Genomic DNA, 14,900 nt, shown 5'->3' with positions numbered 1-14,900 from the left:
TCCAAGGTTGCCTGTGCCTAGGAGCCGTGTCCAGGCCATTCCGCGGGTGTAAAAAGACGGGTGTATAGGGCTACAAAGGTAGCAGGTTGTGGCCACCTGCTGCGGCCACCAACAACCCACGCTTGGCTGCCGCCTGGCCTTGCACATCAGCGAGATCAGGGTAGGGCAGCACCTGACGCAACAGCCCTTGGGCTTGGAAGGGGTCGATCGGAGCCACACCGTTGAAATGTGCAGCGACTTCCAGCAAATGGTCGGCCGCGTAGACCACCAATCCCGAGGCCAGGCTGGCTTCCTCGGCATTGGCTCGCGGTACCAGTAGGGCACGCCCGGCCTGGCGGGCCGCGAGCGCTGCAGGCAGCACGCCCTGAACCGGTCGCAGTGAGCCGGAAAGCGCCAGCTCGCCCAGGCATTCGAGCGTGTCGAGGCGGTCGGCGGGAATCTGACCGCTCGCCGCCAATATGCCCAGCGCAATGGCCAGATCGAAACGGCCACCATCCTTCGGTAGATCGGCTGGAGCGAGATTGAGGGTGATTCGTCGAGCCGGGAAGTCGAAGCCGGACGTCTGGATCGCGCTGCGCACGCGATCCTTGCTTTCCTTGACAGCCGTCTCCGGCAAGCCAACCAGAGCCAGCGAAGGCAGCCCGTTGGCGAGGTGCGCCTCCACCGTCACAGTGGGCGCTTCCACACCGACCTGGGCGCGGCTGTGGACAATTGCGAGGGACATCCGATCACTCCTTTGATCGTGACGCCAGCCGGCCTATTCGGAGGCGGGTGGCGCGAGTTTCTCTTCCAGCTCGGCGACCTTGGCTTCGAGGGCTTCGAGCCTCGCGCGGGTGCGCGCAAGCACCACCATCTGACTGTCGAATTCTTCGCGGCTGACCACATCGAGCTTGCTCAGCGCACCTTGCACGATGCCTTTGAGCTGGGCTTCCACTTCCGCGCGAGGCAAGGGGTTTTCACCGCTGAAAAGCCGTGAGGCCTGGGCGCCGACGGCGTCGAGAAAAGCTTTGGGTGGGAACATGAGCATCACCTGTTTCTGAGCGACGCGCAGTGTAGCACGGGCTGTTCAGCCGTCCGGCCGGCGCCAGTGCACGATTGCGGGCACGCCGTTGCGCTGCCATGCACCGGCATGGTGCGTGATCCGGCAGGCGGGTTGTGCCGTGGGCTCGCGCGGCCTTTGCGGAGCGCCTGAGGCCGGGCATTGCAAAAAGCTGGCATTGATTCTGCTTAGGTCCATGTGACGTATGCACCAGCAGGTTGCGGTGCATAGGCGATTCGGGACGTTTCGTCGGATCGGTTGATGGTGTCGGATGGTCGCTCGGCAACGCCGGCGCGTTACAAGAGCCAGACACTGCGCTTAGACTTGAGCCGGGTTCGTACTTCTGGGGCAAGTCCACCTAAACGGGAGAAGTTTCATGAAACTAGTCACTGCCATCATCAAGCCGTTCAAGCTGGACGACGTACGCGAGTCGCTGTCCGAGATTGGCGTACAAGGCATCACGGTCACCGAGGTCAAGGGTTTCGGTCGCCAGAAAGGTCATACCGAGCTTTATCGCGGGGCTGAATACGTGGTCGATTTTCTGCCGAAGGTGAAGATCGACGTAGCAATCGCCGATGACCAGCTCGATCGCGTGATCGAGGCCATCACCAAGGCGGCCAACACCGGGAAGATTGGCGACGGCAAGATCTTCGTCGTGAATCTGGAGCAAGCCATTCGCATCCGCACTGGCGAAACCGATACCGACGCAATCTGACGTTCCGGCGCGTAGCGCACGTTTGACCGGGCGGTAACGCCCGACACGTCGCCACGCACCGCCCGAGCATTTGCGATTGCCTGCCTAGCAGGCCTACGAACCCCACGCCCCAGGAGTAAAACCATGACTCTGCGAAAATTCGCAGGGCTAGGAGCCCTTTTGTCTCTGATAAGCCCAGGCATCGCCATGGCGCAGGAGGCAACGCTTGATTCCGGCGATACGGCATGGATGCTCACAGCCGCTGCGCTGGTGCTGTTCATGACGATTCCAGGCCTGGCGCTGTTCTACGGCGGCATGGTCCGTTCCAAGAACATCCTCTCGGTCATGATGCAGTGCTTCGCCATCACTGGCCTGATGAGCATCCTGTGGATGGTCTACGGCTACAGCCTGGCGTTCGACACGGCGGGCATGGAAGCAGGCGTCACCAACCTCAATTCTTTCGTCGGCGGACTCGGGCGTGCATTCCTGAGCGGCCTGACGCCCGACAGCCTCACCGGCACCGTGCCGGAAAGCGTGTTCATCACCTTCCAGATGACCTTCGCCATCATTACCCCGGCGCTGATCGTCGGTGCCTTCGCCGAGCGCATGAAGTTCTCCGCGATGCTGGTATTCATGGGCGTCTGGTTCACGCTGGTATATGCGCCAATCGCCCATATGGTCTGGGGCGGCGACGGCGGCCTGATGTGGGACTGGGGCGTGCTTGATTTTGCGGGCGGCACCGTGGTCCACATCAACGCGGGTATTGCTGGCCTCGTGGCGTGCATCGTGCTCGGCAAGCGCAAGGGCTTTCCGACCACCCCGATGGCGCCGCACAACCTCGGCCTGACCCTGGTCGGCGCGGCGATGCTCTGGATCGGCTGGTTTGGCTTCAATGCCGGCTCCTCGCTCGCTGCTAACGGCACCGCGGGCATGGCCATGCTGGTTACCCAGGTTGCAACCGCTGCGGCTGCGCTGAGCTGGATGTTTGCTGAGTGGCTGACCCACGGCAAACCCAGCGCGCTGGGCATCGCTTCAGGTGTGGTGGCCGGCCTGGTTGCCATTACCCCGGCAGCCGGCACGGTCGGCCCGATGGGCGCGCTGATTATCGGTCTCGCCTCGGGCGTCATCTGCTTCTTCTGTGCCACCAGCCTTAAACGCAAGCTCGCTTACGACGATTCCCTGGACGCCTTTGGTGTGCACGGGGTCGGCGGCATCGTCGGCGCGCTGTTGACGGGTGTGTTCGCGGCCCCGGCACTGGGCGGCTTCGGTGAGGTGGAAAACATCGCACTGCAGCTGTGGATCCAGTTCAAGGGCGTGCTCTTCACCGTCGTCTACACCGCCATCGTCACCTTCCTGATCCTCAAGGTGATCGATGTGGTGATGGGGCTGCGTGTCACCGAAGAAGAAGAAACCATCGGCCTGGACCTCAGCCTGCACAACGAGCGCGGCTACAACCTGTAAGCACACGGAGTGCGCCCGGAGCCAACCCGGGCGCCTTAACCGAACAGCGCTGTAAGGCGCTCGGCAAAAGGTGATAAAAAAATGGATAGCACAGCTTTGATACCCGTCCAGTACGGACTCGATACCTTCTACTTCCTCATCTGCGGTGCGCTGGTGATGTGGATGGCGGCCGGTTTTTCCATGCTCGAAGCCGGTTTGGTTCGGGCGAAAAACACCGCTGAAATCCTCACCAAGAACATCGTGCTCTACGCGGTGGCTTCGATCATGTATCTGCTGATCGGCTACTACATCATGTATTCCAGCCCGGACGGCGGGATCCTGCCGAGCCTGGGCTTCCTGATCGGTGACGAGAACGCCGTCGACGTAGTCGCCGCAGGGGGCGAGGACGCGCCTTATTACTCGACCCGTGCCGACTTCTTCTTCCAGGTCGTCTTCGCCGCAACCTGCATGTCAGTGGTGTCGGGTGCAGTGGCCGAGCGGATGAAGCTCTGGGCATTCATCGCCTTCGCGGTGGTGATGACTGGCGTGATCTATCCCGTACAGGGCTTCTGGAAGTGGGGCGGCGGTTTCCTCGATGCGGCCGGTTTCCTCGACTTCGCGGGCTCTGGTCTGGTGCACATGGCGGGCGCATCCGCTGCCCTGGCCGGCGTGCTGCTGCTGGGTCCGCGCAAGGGTAAGTACGGCCCTAACGGACAGATCAACGCGATCCCCGGCGCCAACCTGCCGTTGGCGACCCTGGGTGCCTTTATCCTGTGGATGGGCTGGTTCGGCTTCAACGGCGGTTCGCAGCTGAAGATGAGCACCATCGAAGACGCCAACGCGGTAGCTCAGGTGTTTACCAATACCAACATGGCGGCCGCCGGTGGCCTGGTTGCGGCGCTGATCACGGCACGTCTTCTGTTCGGCAAGTCGGATCTGACCATGGTCCTTAACGGTGCACTGGCGGGTCTGGTTGCCATTACCGCTGAGCCACTGACGCCAAGCGCGCTGCAGTCAGTGCTCATTGGTGGCGTGGGTGGCGTGCTGGTGGTCTTCAGCATCCTGGCCCTGGACAAACTCAAGCTCGATGACCCGGTCGGTGCCATTTCGGTGCATGGCGTAGTGGGCATGTGGGGACTGCTGGCGGTGCCGCTGACCAATGCGGACGCGACATTCGGCGCGCAGTTGTTGGGCTTGGTGTCGATCTTCGCTTGGGTGTTCATTGCCAGCTTGATCGTCTGGGGCATCCTCAAAGCGGTCATGGGGCTGCGGGTGAGCGAAGAGGAAGAATACGAGGGCGTCGACGTTGTCGAGTGCGGCCTCGAGGCTTATCCGGAGTTCACCAACAAGCGCTGAGTTCACCGCTGTTGATAAGGGCGCCTCAGGGCGCCCTTTGTTTTTTCTGGCGCCGCGCTAGAATGCGCGCGTTCAAGAGCCGAAGGGGGCTTTGCGAATGTGGCGACAGACACTGATCACGCTGCGCCCGAGGCCGCGAGGCTTCCATCTGATAACCGACGAGCTGCTTGCACAGCTGCCGGAACTGCAACAATGCGAGGCCGGTCTGTTACACCTGTGGCTGCGGCATACCTCGGCTTCATTGACCATCAATGAGAATGCCGATGGTGCAGTCCGGCGCGATTTCGAGCGGTTTTTCAACCGTCTTGTGCCGCAGGGCGAAGCTGGCTACGAACACGATTACGAAGGGCCGGACGATCTGCCGGCACATTTCAAGGCGAGCCTGCTGGGTTGCCAGGTGAGTTTGCCCGTACGCGAGGGGCGCTTGGCGCTGGGGACCTGGCAGGGCGTCTATCTGGGGGAACACCGGGATCAAGGTGGCGCCAGGCAAGTACTGGCCACGTTGCACGGAATGGCAAGTTGAATTTTTTTTGGCGATGGCGAACAAAGCACATCGCTGGGCTATAACTTCCGCTTTGGCAAGTACGAGGTTGAACATGAGCGACGAAGAATTAGAACAAGACGATCTGGACACAAACGACGAGGACGAGGGCGAGGAGTTGGCTGCTGCCGATGACGGCGAAGCCGAAAACAGCGCCGACGACGAAAGCACTGACAGTGACCGTGCGACGCCCGCCAGTAAAAAGAAGGCCAAGGCGGTTGTTGTCGAAGAGCTGCCAAGTCTGGAGGCCAAGCAGAAGGAACGGGACGAGCTGGCTCGTGCGATGGAAGAGTTTCTGGCACGCGGGGGGCGCGTACAGGAAGTCGAACCCAACGTCGTCGCTGATCCGCCGAAGAAGCCCGACAGTAAATACGGCAGCCGCCCTATCTAACGTCGAGAGGTTCTGATTGGACAATAGGTCACGTCGCCAGGCGGGACCGCTAAGAAGCCCAGCACGGTTGTGTTGGGCTTTGTCGTATCTGCGGGAGCGTCAGGCTATCGCCACCGGGCGAGCAGCGCAGGCAACTCTGCCAGGCTGCGAACCTCGGCGTCGGGCTGGCCTTCGTGCTGCCACGCTTTTCCGCCCGGGTTGAACCAGATGGCACGAACGCCAGCGCGCTGCGCTCCACCGATGTCATCGTCGGGATGGTCGCCGATATGGACGGCGTGCTCGGCGGCTACGCCCGCTCGCGCGAGCGCTTCCTGGAACGGTCGAGGGTCCGGCTTGCCAATCCCCAGCTCCTCCGCGCACAAGGCAAACTGGAAATAGTCGGCCAAGCCCAGCCGCCGGATGTCCGCGTTGCCGTTGGTCAGCACGCCAAGCGTGTAGTGATTGGCCAGATGCTCAAGCGTAGGGTGTACATCAGGAAAGAGGTCGATGGCGTGGCGCGCCTCGAGAAAGACTTCAAATGCCTGATCGGCGAGGGTGCCTGCCTCGCCTTCCAAGTAGCCGGCGTCATGCAAGGCGTGGAACAGGATGCGGCGGCGCAGCTCGCTGATACGGTGCTTGAGACCAGGTTCGGCCTCGACCAACATGCGGCGGATCGCGGCGAGCGATTCCACCGGAAACCCGCCAAGCCGCGGTGCATGCTGACCCAGCCAGTCGCGCAGGCTGTTCTCCGCGCTGTGAATGACCGGGCCGACGTCCCACAGTGTGTCGTCAAGGTCAAAGGTGATCAGTTGAATACTCATGGTTCACTGCCTTGCTTGCGTTTGGCGCGTGGGTGCGCCTGGTCATAGACCTTGGCCAGATGCTGGAAGTCCAGGTGGGTATAAATCTGAGTGGTGCCGATGTCTGCATGGCCGAGCAGCTCCTGCACGGAGCGCAAATCCTGGGAGGATTCCAGCATGTGGCTGGCAAAGCTGTGCCTGAGCATATGCGGGTGCAGGTGCTGACCCAGCTCACGCACGCCCGCCTGGCGCACCCGTAGCTGCACTGCCCGTGGTCCCAGGCGCCGCCCCTGCTGGCTGACGAACACGGCGCCATCCGACGGGTTGCTCAACGCACGCAGCGGCAGCCAGGCCTCAAGGGCTTCGCGCGCTTTGCGGCCGACGGGTAGCACCCGCGCCTTGTTGCCCTTGCCTTGAACCTGAATCAGCCCGTCGGGCAGGTCCAGCTGGTCGAGGTTGAGCCCGACCAGCTCGGCCAAGCGTAATCCTGATGAATAGAACAGCTCCAGCATCGCCTGGTCACGATGGCCGATGAAGTCGTCCTCGATACCGCCATCGAGCAATTGCATGGCGCGGTCGGTGTCGAGCAGTCGCGGCAGGCGCCGTTCACCTTTGGGTGCGGAGATGCCGGCAGCCGGATCGTGGGCGCAGCGGCCCTCCTGATTGAGATAGCGATACAGCCCACGCATCGACGACAGCAACCGAGCGAGGCTGCGTCCGGATTGGCCCTGGCGATGCTGCTCGGCAATGAGCTGGCGTACATGCGGACTTTTTAGCTGCTGCCAGTCGGCCAGCCGCTGCTTGTCACAGAAGCTGACCACCTTGGCCAGGTCGCGACGATAGCCGTCGAGTGTATGCGGCGACATCTGCCGCTCGCTGCGCAAGTGTTCGAAGTAGGCGTCGAGGTCGGTTTGCATGAGCGGCTTCCTGGGAGTGCCGGCTAGCTACGGGCTGCGCCTGACGCTCAGGCTGTAGCCCGTCGTATCGGGAGGCTGGTCGCTCAGCGCACCGAGCGCAGCGGTGTGGAGTAGGACGGCAGGACGCGGGTCAGCACTTCGGCAATGTAGCCGAGGAACAAGGTGCCCAGTGAGCTCTTGTAGTGCTGCGGGTCTTCGCTGCCAATCGCGAGAATGCCCTGCTGCTGGTTCAGTGCGACCACCGCCGCCGAGCCGATGCTGCGGCTTTCCTGTTCGCCGAAGAGGTAAGCCAGTTCGTGCGGACGAAGCACGCCGCAGACAGTCTTGCCGCTGCCGAGCAGCCCGCCGATCGCTTGCTGGGCTTCAGCGCTGGTGACGCTGCGCCCCACTGGCAGCGGCGTTTCGCTGAACAGGATCAGGCTCACGAATGGCACCTGGAACTCGTGACGCAGGCTTTCGTCCACCGCGCCGATGACCTCTTCCAGGCTGTTCGCATCCAGCAGATCCAGCACCAGTCGACGCGTTTTGTCGAACAGCCGGTCGTTATCGCGCGCTACATCCATCAGGTGCGACAAACGATGGCGTACCTCGATGTTTCGCTCACGCAGCAGTTTGACCTGCCGCTCGACCAGCGACACGGCAGTGCCGGGCTGATGGGGAATGCGCAGCTCCAAAATCAGTTCGTCGTGATCGACAAAGAACTCCGGATGAGCCCGCAGATAAGCCGCGACGGCTTCTGCGTCCGGCAGCTGTGGCTTGTCCTGGTTTTGCTCGGTCATAGGCGAACCTGTCCTTCGAATACGCGAACGGCGGGGCCGGTCATCATAACGGGCTGTCCAGCGCCTGCCCATTCAATGGACAGACGGCCGCCCGGCAGATCGAGCTGCACCGGAGAATCCATCCAGCCTTGCTGAATCGCGGCGACTGCCGCCGCGCAGGCGCCGGTACCGCAGGCTTGGGTTTCGCCTGCGCCGCGCTCCCAGACTCGCAGCTTGGCGTGCTGACGGTCGATCACTTGGATGAAGCCGGCGTTGACCCGCTGGGGAAAGCGCGAATGATGCTCGATCTTCGGCCCGAGGCCGTGCACCGGAGCGTTGTCGACGTCCTCCACACGGAGCACGGCGTGGGGGTTGCCCATGGATACAGCGGCGATATTCAGCTGCTGGCCATCGACGTCTAGCGGATAACTCAAGGCCTGTATATCAGCCAGGAAAGGGATCTCGGCCGGAGTCAGGCGAGGCGGGCCCATGTCGACACTGATCTGCCCGTCAGGACGGATGTTCAGCTCGATAATGCCGCCTTTGGTCTCGACGCGGATCTGCCGCTTCATGGTCAGGCGCTTGTCCAGTACGAAGCGGGCAAAGCAGCGCGCACCGTTACCGCATTGCTCCACCTCCGAACCATCGGAGTTGAAGATGCGATAGCGGAAATCCACGTCGGGATTATGCGGCGGCTCGACCAGCAGCAGCTGATCGAAACCCACGCCGGTATGCCGATCACCCCATTGCTTGGCGTGCTTGGGCTGGATGTGCGCGTGCTGGCTGATCAGGTCGATGACCATAAAATCGTTGCCCAGGCCGTGCATCTTGGTAAAACGCAAAAGCATCGTTGTGGCCTCAGGCAGGCAGCAGGCTTTCGCCAGCGTATAGCTCCTGCACGCTTTCGCGGCGGCGCACTTCGTAGGCTTCGTCGCCATCCACCAGCACCTCGGCAGCACGGCCGCGGGTGTTGTAGTTCGAACTCATGACGAAACCATAGGCACCCGCGGAACGAACGGCCAGCAGATCGCCCTCGGCGAGTACCAGCGGACGCTCCTTGGCAAGGAAGTCACCGGTCTCGCAGATCGGGCCGACGATGTCGTAGTGGCGCGCCTCGCCTTCACGCGGCTGCACCGGTACGACGTCCATCCAGGCCTGATAAAGGGCAGGACGGATGAGGTCATTCATCGCTGCGTCGACGATGGCGAAATCCTTGTGCTCGGTGTGCTTGAGGTATTCAACACGGGTCAGCAGCAGCCCAGCATTGGCCACGATCGACCGCCCGGGCTCGAACACCAGCGCCAGGGCGCGACCGTCGATGCGCTTACGCACGGCCTGGATGTAGTCGCCGGCAAGCGGTGGCTGCTCCTCGCGATAGCGCACGCCCAGGCCGCCACCAAGATCCAGATGTTTGATGCGGATGCCACGCACGGCGAGCCGGTCGATCAAGGCCAGCAGCCGGTCGAGCGCATCGAGGAACGGTGGCAGCGTGGTGAGTTGCGAGCCGATGTGGCAATCGACGCCGACAACTTCCAGGTTGCCCAGCTCGTGCGCGCGGGCATAGACCTCTTCGGCGTCGGCGATGGCGATGCCGAACTTGTTTTCCTTGAGGCCGGTGGAAATGTAGGGATGGGTTCCGGCATCGACATCCGGATTGACCCGCAGCGAAACCGGTGCCACGGCGCCCAGCTCGGCTGCAACCTGCTGCAGGCGCTCGAGCTCGTCGGTCGATTCGACGTTGAAGCAGTGCACGCCGACTTCCAGCGCGCGGCGCATGTCGTCGCGCGTCTTGCCAACGCCGGAGAACACGATGCGGTCAGGCTGCCCGCCGGCCGCCAGGACGCGCTCGAGTTCGCCACGCGAAACGATGTCGAAGCCGGCGCCAAGGCGGGCCAGTACGTTGAGTACGCCAAGGTTCGAGTTCGCCTTGACGGCAAAACAGACCAGATGCGGCATGCCTTGCAGTGCGTCGGCATAGGCGCGGTACTGTGCCTCGATATGTGCTCGAGAGTAGACGTAGGTGGGGGTGCCGAAGCGTTGCGCGAGAGCGGGCAACGCCACACCCTCCGCGAAGAGCTGACCGTCGCGGTACGAGAAGGCCTCCATGAATGCCTCCTTACAGTTCGAATCGGTCTTTGGAACGTTCTTTGGCAGTTGCCTCGTCGTCCGGTAGGTAAAGCGGGCCTTTCTGGCCGCAGCCGGTAAGCGCGGAAGCGAGAACCGCCAATGCGATGAGTGGAAGCAGCAGACGCTTCATTGGGGGGTAATCCTAGAAAAATCGATGGGCCGGAGTATACCCAGCACCTGTCGGATTGCCTATGTGGCCGCGCTCGCCGGTCCCACATCGGAAGCCTGCCCGGACCGCCGCTCGCTAGACGCGGCGGTGGCCTGCTAAGCTCGCCCGCATCGTCGGTGGCCCCCGGTGCCACCGTGCAACCCGTACCGAGGAAATGGATTCATGAGCCTGAGCGAAGCCCGCTTTCACGATCTTGTCGACGCTGCGCAGGAAGAAATCGAGGACGTGTTCGACCACAGCGGTATGGACGTCGATCTGGAGAATTCCGGTGGCGTGCTGACCGTGCGTTTCGAGAACGGCACCCAGTTGATCTTCAGTCGTCAGCCCCCGCTGCGCCAGCTGTGGGTGGCCGCGCGTTCCGGTGGATTCCATTTCGACTACGACGAGTCCAGCTCGCTGTGGATCTCTGATGCCAACGATGAGCGTCTCGGCGAACTCTTGTCCCGAGTTACCGAGCAGCAGGGTGGCGAGGCGCTTGAGTTCGAAGACCTGTGAGGGTGGCGCGCAGCTGATCCAAGCCACGAATCAGGTGCCCTTGCTTATTTAATGAGCTGTGATAGGGTCGGTTACAGGTTAAATAACCCCGCCTTTGGGCGGGGTTTTGTTTTTTAGTCTGTTTACTTTTTTCAGGAGCTGACCCGCACCCATGACCAGCGCACCGCCCATCATCATCACTCAACCCGATCTCCAGCGACTCGAGCGCTTGCTCGACGGTCTGGCTGACTACGGTCCGGCCGCCGAGGCGCTCGAAGAGGAGTTGTCCCGCGCCCAGGTGGTCGAGCGCAGCGAGTTGCCCGCCGGCGTGGTGTCGATGAACTCCCGCGTTCATTGCCGCGATGAGGGTGTCGGCAAGGATTATCATCTGACGCTGGTGTTTCCTCAGGATGCCGGCAAGGAAGGAACCGTTTCGGTCCTGGCGCCGGTAGGCACAGCACTGTTGGGCATGACCGTGGGCCAACACATCGATTGGCCAACACCCAGCGGCAAGGTACTCAAGCTGACCCTGCTGGCTGTCGAGTACCAGCCGGAAGCCGCGGGCGACGTCAATCTCTGAGAAGTTTGTGACAAAGCGCGTTCGCACAACGGTTCAGAGTGACTCCAGCGCCTGGTTGAGTGCTGCTTCCAGATGCGCCTTGTAGCGCAGGTGCTGAACCGTCTGGGCCCGACCGGTACCGTGCAGGCCCGACATGTCTAGATCGGTTATGTAACAGGGGTAGCGCTCGGCACCGCGCCGCTGCGCAAGAATGAAATGCGCGACGGCGGCGAACAGCTCGGCGCCGTATTCCAGGCTCGAAAACTCCTGATGGTTACAGTACAGGGTCACCCGTGAGCGGCCTCGCTCGCTGTGTTCGACAATGGCCTGCACGTCATAGAAAGGATCGCCGACATTTTCCCGGGGGGAAGGTCTGCGCTCGATGTCCAGTGCCTGGCCGGCTGCCGGTGCCATGAGTCGGTAGAACAGGATGTCCATCGCTGCCAGCCGGTTTTCCTCGAACGGCAGCTGGGTGTTGCGGCGGTAACTCACTGATTGCAAAAAGCGCAGCAAGGGCGTTAGCAGCCGCTGCTCGTCTCGATAGGGTTGCTGCTGCCGCCAGAGCGCGTTGAATTCATCGAGAACGGTGATCTCCGCCTGGCTTCCTTGAACACGGTAGAAAACTTGGATGCAGTGCGCTCTGGCCTGACCAAGGATCAGGGGCAGGTCGGTTCCTTCGAGTGCGTGTCGCTCCACGCGAATGGGTCGGACGCTGTGGTGAGCCTCGCCAAGATGTTCCAGCAGGGCCGGCATGTCACTCAACGTGGTATGCCGGACATTCCCACTCACCAGATCGAGCAAGTGGTAGTGCTGGCGGACCTGCAGCAGATAACGGCTTTCTCCCGGCTCGTCCAACAGCGTCTGGGCATCGGTAAAGACAGTGTTGATACGTCGCGCGAGAGCCATGCCGGCGTTTCGACTGAAGCAGCGTATCTGCAGGTCCGGCCGCTCGCCACGAACGGGTAGTTCCTGCAAGAAGTCACGCAGGCAGTCCGGCAACGGGGATGTGCCTTCATAGCGCGTCGCGATCAGTTCGCTCCAGCTGTTCAGCGTCAGTTGATCGATGCTGAGCACCAGGTTGTCTCGCGTAACGGCATGTCGCAGCGATTCGGTTAGCTCGTCGAACGACAATGGTTGCTGAGGATTCAATGGATCAAGCCCGACGTTTATCAGCAGCAGGACCTTCACGGGACTGGCCGCGATCAGCAGCGCTTCGTCTGCGAGCGCCGTGGGCGGCATCGGGAATGCCTGGCGGATATCGGTTAGCAGCGCGAACAGCTCGGCTTCAGTCAGGCCGCTGTCGCCGGGGTGCAAGGCGACATGCGTGGCCGTATCGATAATGCCGTTTCTATGGCACCAGGCCAGCAGCGGAACCAGCTCGCGGGAGCGCTTCAGCGGGGAAAAGTTACTGAGCTGCTGAGCATTCAGGTTGCCCTCGTAGAGCGCCCAGTAGACGTCATCTGCAGCGTCATAGCCCTGGATGAGGGTCAGGCTATGCTCGGCAAGGTCGGGCGCGATGCCCAGGTTAATGGCCTCGACCTTGCCCGCCTTGCGTTCGATCGCGGCATGCAGGCGCCTGCCAAGCACGCCGAAATCCCGCCCGTTGATGCTGCTGGTGATCTGCAGGCGTCGCGCGAACTCACTGAGGAATCGGTAGCCGTAGGTCAGTTCGTTGACCAGTGCTCGACGTTCCTCCACAACCCGCCGCACTTTCCATTGGCTGCGCGCGTCGAGTTGAGCAAATCGGCGATGATCCCATTGCCACTCCGCCGTCAGTCGCTCGATCAAACGCCTTTTCCAGCTTTTGCTGCGGCCGCTGGGCGGCTGACTGAGGGGCTTGTTGACCTTCAGGTAAAGACATCGACGCAGCAACGCCAGGCGTTCCTGATCGCCTCGGCTGGCGAGGTAATGCTCGATTCTGCGGTAGGCGACTATGTAAGGATCGAGGTCGTCCAGGTCGAGTCGATTGGCATATACCGCCTGTTTGAAATCGAGGCTCAGACAGCGCACCTGCGGGTGTTCGCTGGCGTACACCTCAACCAGCAGTAGCTTGAACAGCGACTTGTAGGGCGACTCGATGGCCTTGTACAGCTGCCAGAGGCCCGCGCCGAGATACTCGCCGGGCGGGATACTGGCGAGACTGCCGAGATCCAATACCTCGTCGCTGCGCACGAAGCGCTTGTCCAGCAGGGTGCGCACGTAGTCCTGGTAGCGGTGCTCTTCATAATCAGGCACGAGCCACCAGAGGGGGGTGCGCCCACCCAGCCAGATCGCCGTCCGGTAGAACTCGTCGAGCAGCAGGTAATGCTGGGTGGTTCCGCAATCATCGGAGGTCAGCTTGGCTTCGCGCTCGCCCTGAGTGAAGCGGAGCGGGTCGACCAGAAAAAAATGTGCCTCACTGCCTTGCGTTGCTGCCCATCCCTGAAGGAGCTCGCACTTGCGCTGCAGTTCGCTGAGTTGCCCTGCCGAGAGATGGGGATCATGGCAAACCCAGACGTCCAGATCGCTTTGGTCGTCCTGCGCCACAGTGCCAAGACTGCCCATCAGAAACAGGCCGAGAATGGGTTGCGGCGGCTTACCGCGCAGAGGCTTGTAGCTGAACGACCGGCTCAAGCGCTGGGCTTCGGCCAACGTCTCGGCGTCAGGCTCGAAGCCCGCCAGTCCCGCTGGCGTGAGACTGGAAACGTATCCGGGCAGCATCGGATGGTTTACATGGAATAGCAGCGGCAACAGCGTGAGCACGGCTTGTTGGCGGGACGACATGGCCAGGCGTGTACGTTCCAGGCGCGCGGTATTCAATGAAAGAAAGCGAGCACGAAGCGCGGTAAGCACCTTGCGATCGATTCCCTCTTCAAGGATTGGACGGATTTCCTGGCGGCGCGTCATGAAGTGATTCGTTCAGGCAAACGATGTTGTCCGACATGTTGATCGAGGCGAAAGGCGAAAACTAGCACGGGACAGCGAAAGGCGCAGCTGTAAGCGGCTGGTATAGCCGAGCGCCTGTGCGGTGCTCAAACCGGCAAATGGCGTGCTCGGCTAGGATTTAGGCGCCTTCAGCTTAAGCCGGAACGGTCTCCGAGAGGATTGTCAGCAACACTTGGGCGTGCTCCGCGGCATCGCGGCCAAGGCTCGTCAGGTAGCCGCCGTCGGGCAAGGTTGTCAGACCTTTACTGTGCAGGCGTTCGGCGGCGGCGATGGCTGTGTGGCCGGCGTCGTGATGAACTTTGAGGCCTTCGAGCGAGTTGTCGAGATTGAACAGGCAAAGAATTTCCAGCTCGGCTACCACTTCTGGGGTGTAAGACATGTCTGCTCCTCGGGTGATGGGCTTTGGCCCTGTTTGCGAAGTGTAGATGCTGCGCGCGCGCCTGCCTCCGTCTAAGACTATTCGGCTAGGTCGGGTAGATTGCGCAGCTGCGTTTCGTATCCATCGATGTCGAAGGGACGGTCTTGCTCAAGCATCAGCCGGATCTCCCGAGCCAGCACGAGTGCCATCAGCTTGAGGATCTCGTCGCGCTCGTAGCCGACAAGGGTCAGTTTGTTCAGCGTAGCCTGGGTGGCGGCGGGTTCGCCGGCCTCAAGCTGATTTTCGATCGCCTGGATCAGGGTTTCCTCGGCAAAGGTTTCATCATCATCGGACGTGGCATTGTTCATGTCGC

General features: G+C 61.8%; 16 protein-coding genes and 2 pseudogenes. 7 read left to right on the top strand and 11 right to left on the bottom strand.

The window, feature by feature from the left end:
• Positions 1–79 precede the first annotated feature (79 nt).
• Positions 80–724: pseudogene (locus ALTERO38_RS17985) on the bottom strand (magnesium chelatase domain-containing protein); the annotation flags it as partial.
• Positions 725–757: 33 nt separating this feature from the next.
• Positions 758–1,021 (bottom strand): accessory factor UbiK family protein, encoded by a 264-nt coding sequence (locus ALTERO38_RS17980; RefSeq protein ID WP_102837406.1) that lies wholly within the window; start codon positions 1,019–1,021, stop codon positions 758–760.
• Between the two features lie 394 nt (positions 1,022–1,415).
• Here ALTERO38_RS17980 and glnK point away from each other — a divergent pair, with 394 nt between their 5' ends.
• The 5 genes from glnK to sutA all read left to right on the top strand — a co-directional run bounded on the left by glnK (position 1,416) and on the right by sutA (position 5,461).
• Entirely contained in the window at positions 1,416–1,754 is a 339-nt protein-coding gene (gene glnK, locus ALTERO38_RS17975) for a P-II family nitrogen regulator (protein WP_003096476.1), read from the top strand.
• A gap of 123 nt (positions 1,755–1,877) precedes the next feature.
• Positions 1,878–3,194 carry an ammonium transporter gene (locus tag ALTERO38_RS17970; RefSeq protein WP_159969207.1) on the top strand — a complete coding sequence of 439 codons (1,317 nt, stop codon included), beginning with the start codon at positions 1,878–1,880 and terminating at the stop codon, positions 3,192–3,194.
• Positions 3,195–3,275: 81 nt separating this feature from the next.
• Complete coding sequence (locus ALTERO38_RS17965; protein ID WP_102837268.1) at positions 3,276–4,529, top strand: ammonium transporter; 1,254 nt, start codon at positions 3,276–3,278, stop codon at positions 4,527–4,529.
• A 97-nt stretch (positions 4,530–4,626) separates the two neighbouring features.
• On the top strand, positions 4,627–5,052 hold the full coding sequence (locus ALTERO38_RS17960; RefSeq protein WP_102837269.1) for a secondary thiamine-phosphate synthase enzyme YjbQ: 426 nt from the start codon (positions 4,627–4,629) through the stop codon (positions 5,050–5,052).
• 73 nt (positions 5,053–5,125) lie between these two features.
• Entirely contained in the window at positions 5,126–5,461 is a 336-nt protein-coding gene (sutA, locus tag ALTERO38_RS17955; protein WP_159969206.1) for a transcriptional regulator SutA, read from the top strand.
• Positions 5,462–5,565: 104 nt separating this feature from the next.
• On the opposite strand, the gene ALTERO38_RS17950 is transcribed toward sutA, so the two are convergent.
• The 6 genes from ALTERO38_RS17950 to ALTERO38_RS17925 form a co-directional block, all read right to left on the bottom strand.
• Positions 5,566–6,261, bottom strand: a complete 696-nt coding sequence (locus tag ALTERO38_RS17950; RefSeq protein ID WP_102837271.1) for an HAD family hydrolase — start codon at positions 6,259–6,261, stop codon at positions 5,566–5,568.
• Complete coding sequence (gene xerC, locus ALTERO38_RS17945; RefSeq protein ID WP_159969205.1) at positions 6,258–7,157, bottom strand: tyrosine recombinase XerC; 900 nt, start codon at positions 7,155–7,157, stop codon at positions 6,258–6,260. The genes ALTERO38_RS17950 and xerC overlap by 4 nt, the downstream gene beginning before the upstream one ends.
• Before the next feature lie 83 nt (positions 7,158–7,240).
• Positions 7,241–7,936 (bottom strand): DUF484 family protein, encoded by a 696-nt coding sequence (locus tag ALTERO38_RS17940; RefSeq protein ID WP_148923898.1) that lies wholly within the window; start codon positions 7,934–7,936, stop codon positions 7,241–7,243.
• Positions 7,933–8,763, bottom strand: a complete 831-nt coding sequence (gene dapF / locus ALTERO38_RS17935; protein ID WP_159969204.1) for a diaminopimelate epimerase — start codon at positions 8,761–8,763, stop codon at positions 7,933–7,935. Before dapF ends, ALTERO38_RS17940 begins: the two co-directional genes overlap by 4 nt.
• 10 nt (positions 8,764–8,773) lie before the next feature.
• Entirely contained in the window at positions 8,774–10,021 is a 1,248-nt protein-coding gene (gene lysA, locus ALTERO38_RS17930; RefSeq protein ID WP_148923896.1) for a diaminopimelate decarboxylase, read from the bottom strand.
• Positions 10,022–10,031: 10 nt separating this feature from the next.
• Positions 10,032–10,172, bottom strand: a complete 141-nt coding sequence (locus tag ALTERO38_RS17925) for a lipoprotein (protein ID WP_019341253.1) — start codon at positions 10,170–10,172, stop codon at positions 10,032–10,034.
• Between the two features lie 201 nt (positions 10,173–10,373).
• On the opposite strand from ALTERO38_RS17925, the gene cyaY reads away from it, so the two are divergent.
• Together cyaY and rnk are read left to right on the top strand one after the other, a co-directional pair.
• Positions 10,374–10,706: an iron donor protein CyaY gene (cyaY, locus tag ALTERO38_RS17920; RefSeq protein ID WP_159969203.1), complete on the top strand. Its 333-nt coding sequence runs from the start codon at positions 10,374–10,376 to the stop codon at positions 10,704–10,706.
• 151 nt (positions 10,707–10,857) lie between these two features.
• On the top strand, positions 10,858–11,265 hold the full coding sequence (gene rnk / locus ALTERO38_RS17915; RefSeq protein ID WP_102837277.1) for a nucleoside diphosphate kinase regulator: 408 nt from the start codon (positions 10,858–10,860) through the stop codon (positions 11,263–11,265).
• A gap of 33 nt (positions 11,266–11,298) precedes the next feature.
• Here the strand turns inward: rnk and ALTERO38_RS17910 are convergent, their stop codons facing one another.
• The 3 genes and pseudogenes from ALTERO38_RS17910 to ALTERO38_RS17900 all read right to left on the bottom strand — a co-directional run.
• Positions 11,299–14,130: a class I adenylate cyclase gene (locus ALTERO38_RS17910; protein WP_159969202.1), complete on the bottom strand. Its 2,832-nt coding sequence runs from the start codon at positions 14,128–14,130 to the stop codon at positions 11,299–11,301.
• 172 nt (positions 14,131–14,302) lie between these two features.
• Complete coding sequence (locus tag ALTERO38_RS17905; RefSeq protein ID WP_102837279.1) at positions 14,303–14,548, bottom strand: TIGR02647 family protein; 246 nt, start codon at positions 14,546–14,548, stop codon at positions 14,303–14,305.
• Between the two features lie 77 nt (positions 14,549–14,625).
• A pseudogene (locus ALTERO38_RS17900) lies at positions 14,626–14,883 on the bottom strand (hypothetical protein); the annotation flags it as partial.
• Between the last annotated feature and the right edge of the window lie 17 nt (positions 14,884–14,900).

Origin of the sequence: Pseudomonas sp. 9Ag, from assembly GCF_902506445.1 — a bacterium.
Classification (GTDB): domain Bacteria; phylum Pseudomonadota; class Gammaproteobacteria; order Pseudomonadales; family Pseudomonadaceae; genus Stutzerimonas; species Stutzerimonas stutzeri_AB.
Note: the sequence above shows the minus strand (reverse complement) of the source record. Positions and strands in the feature narration are given on the sequence as shown.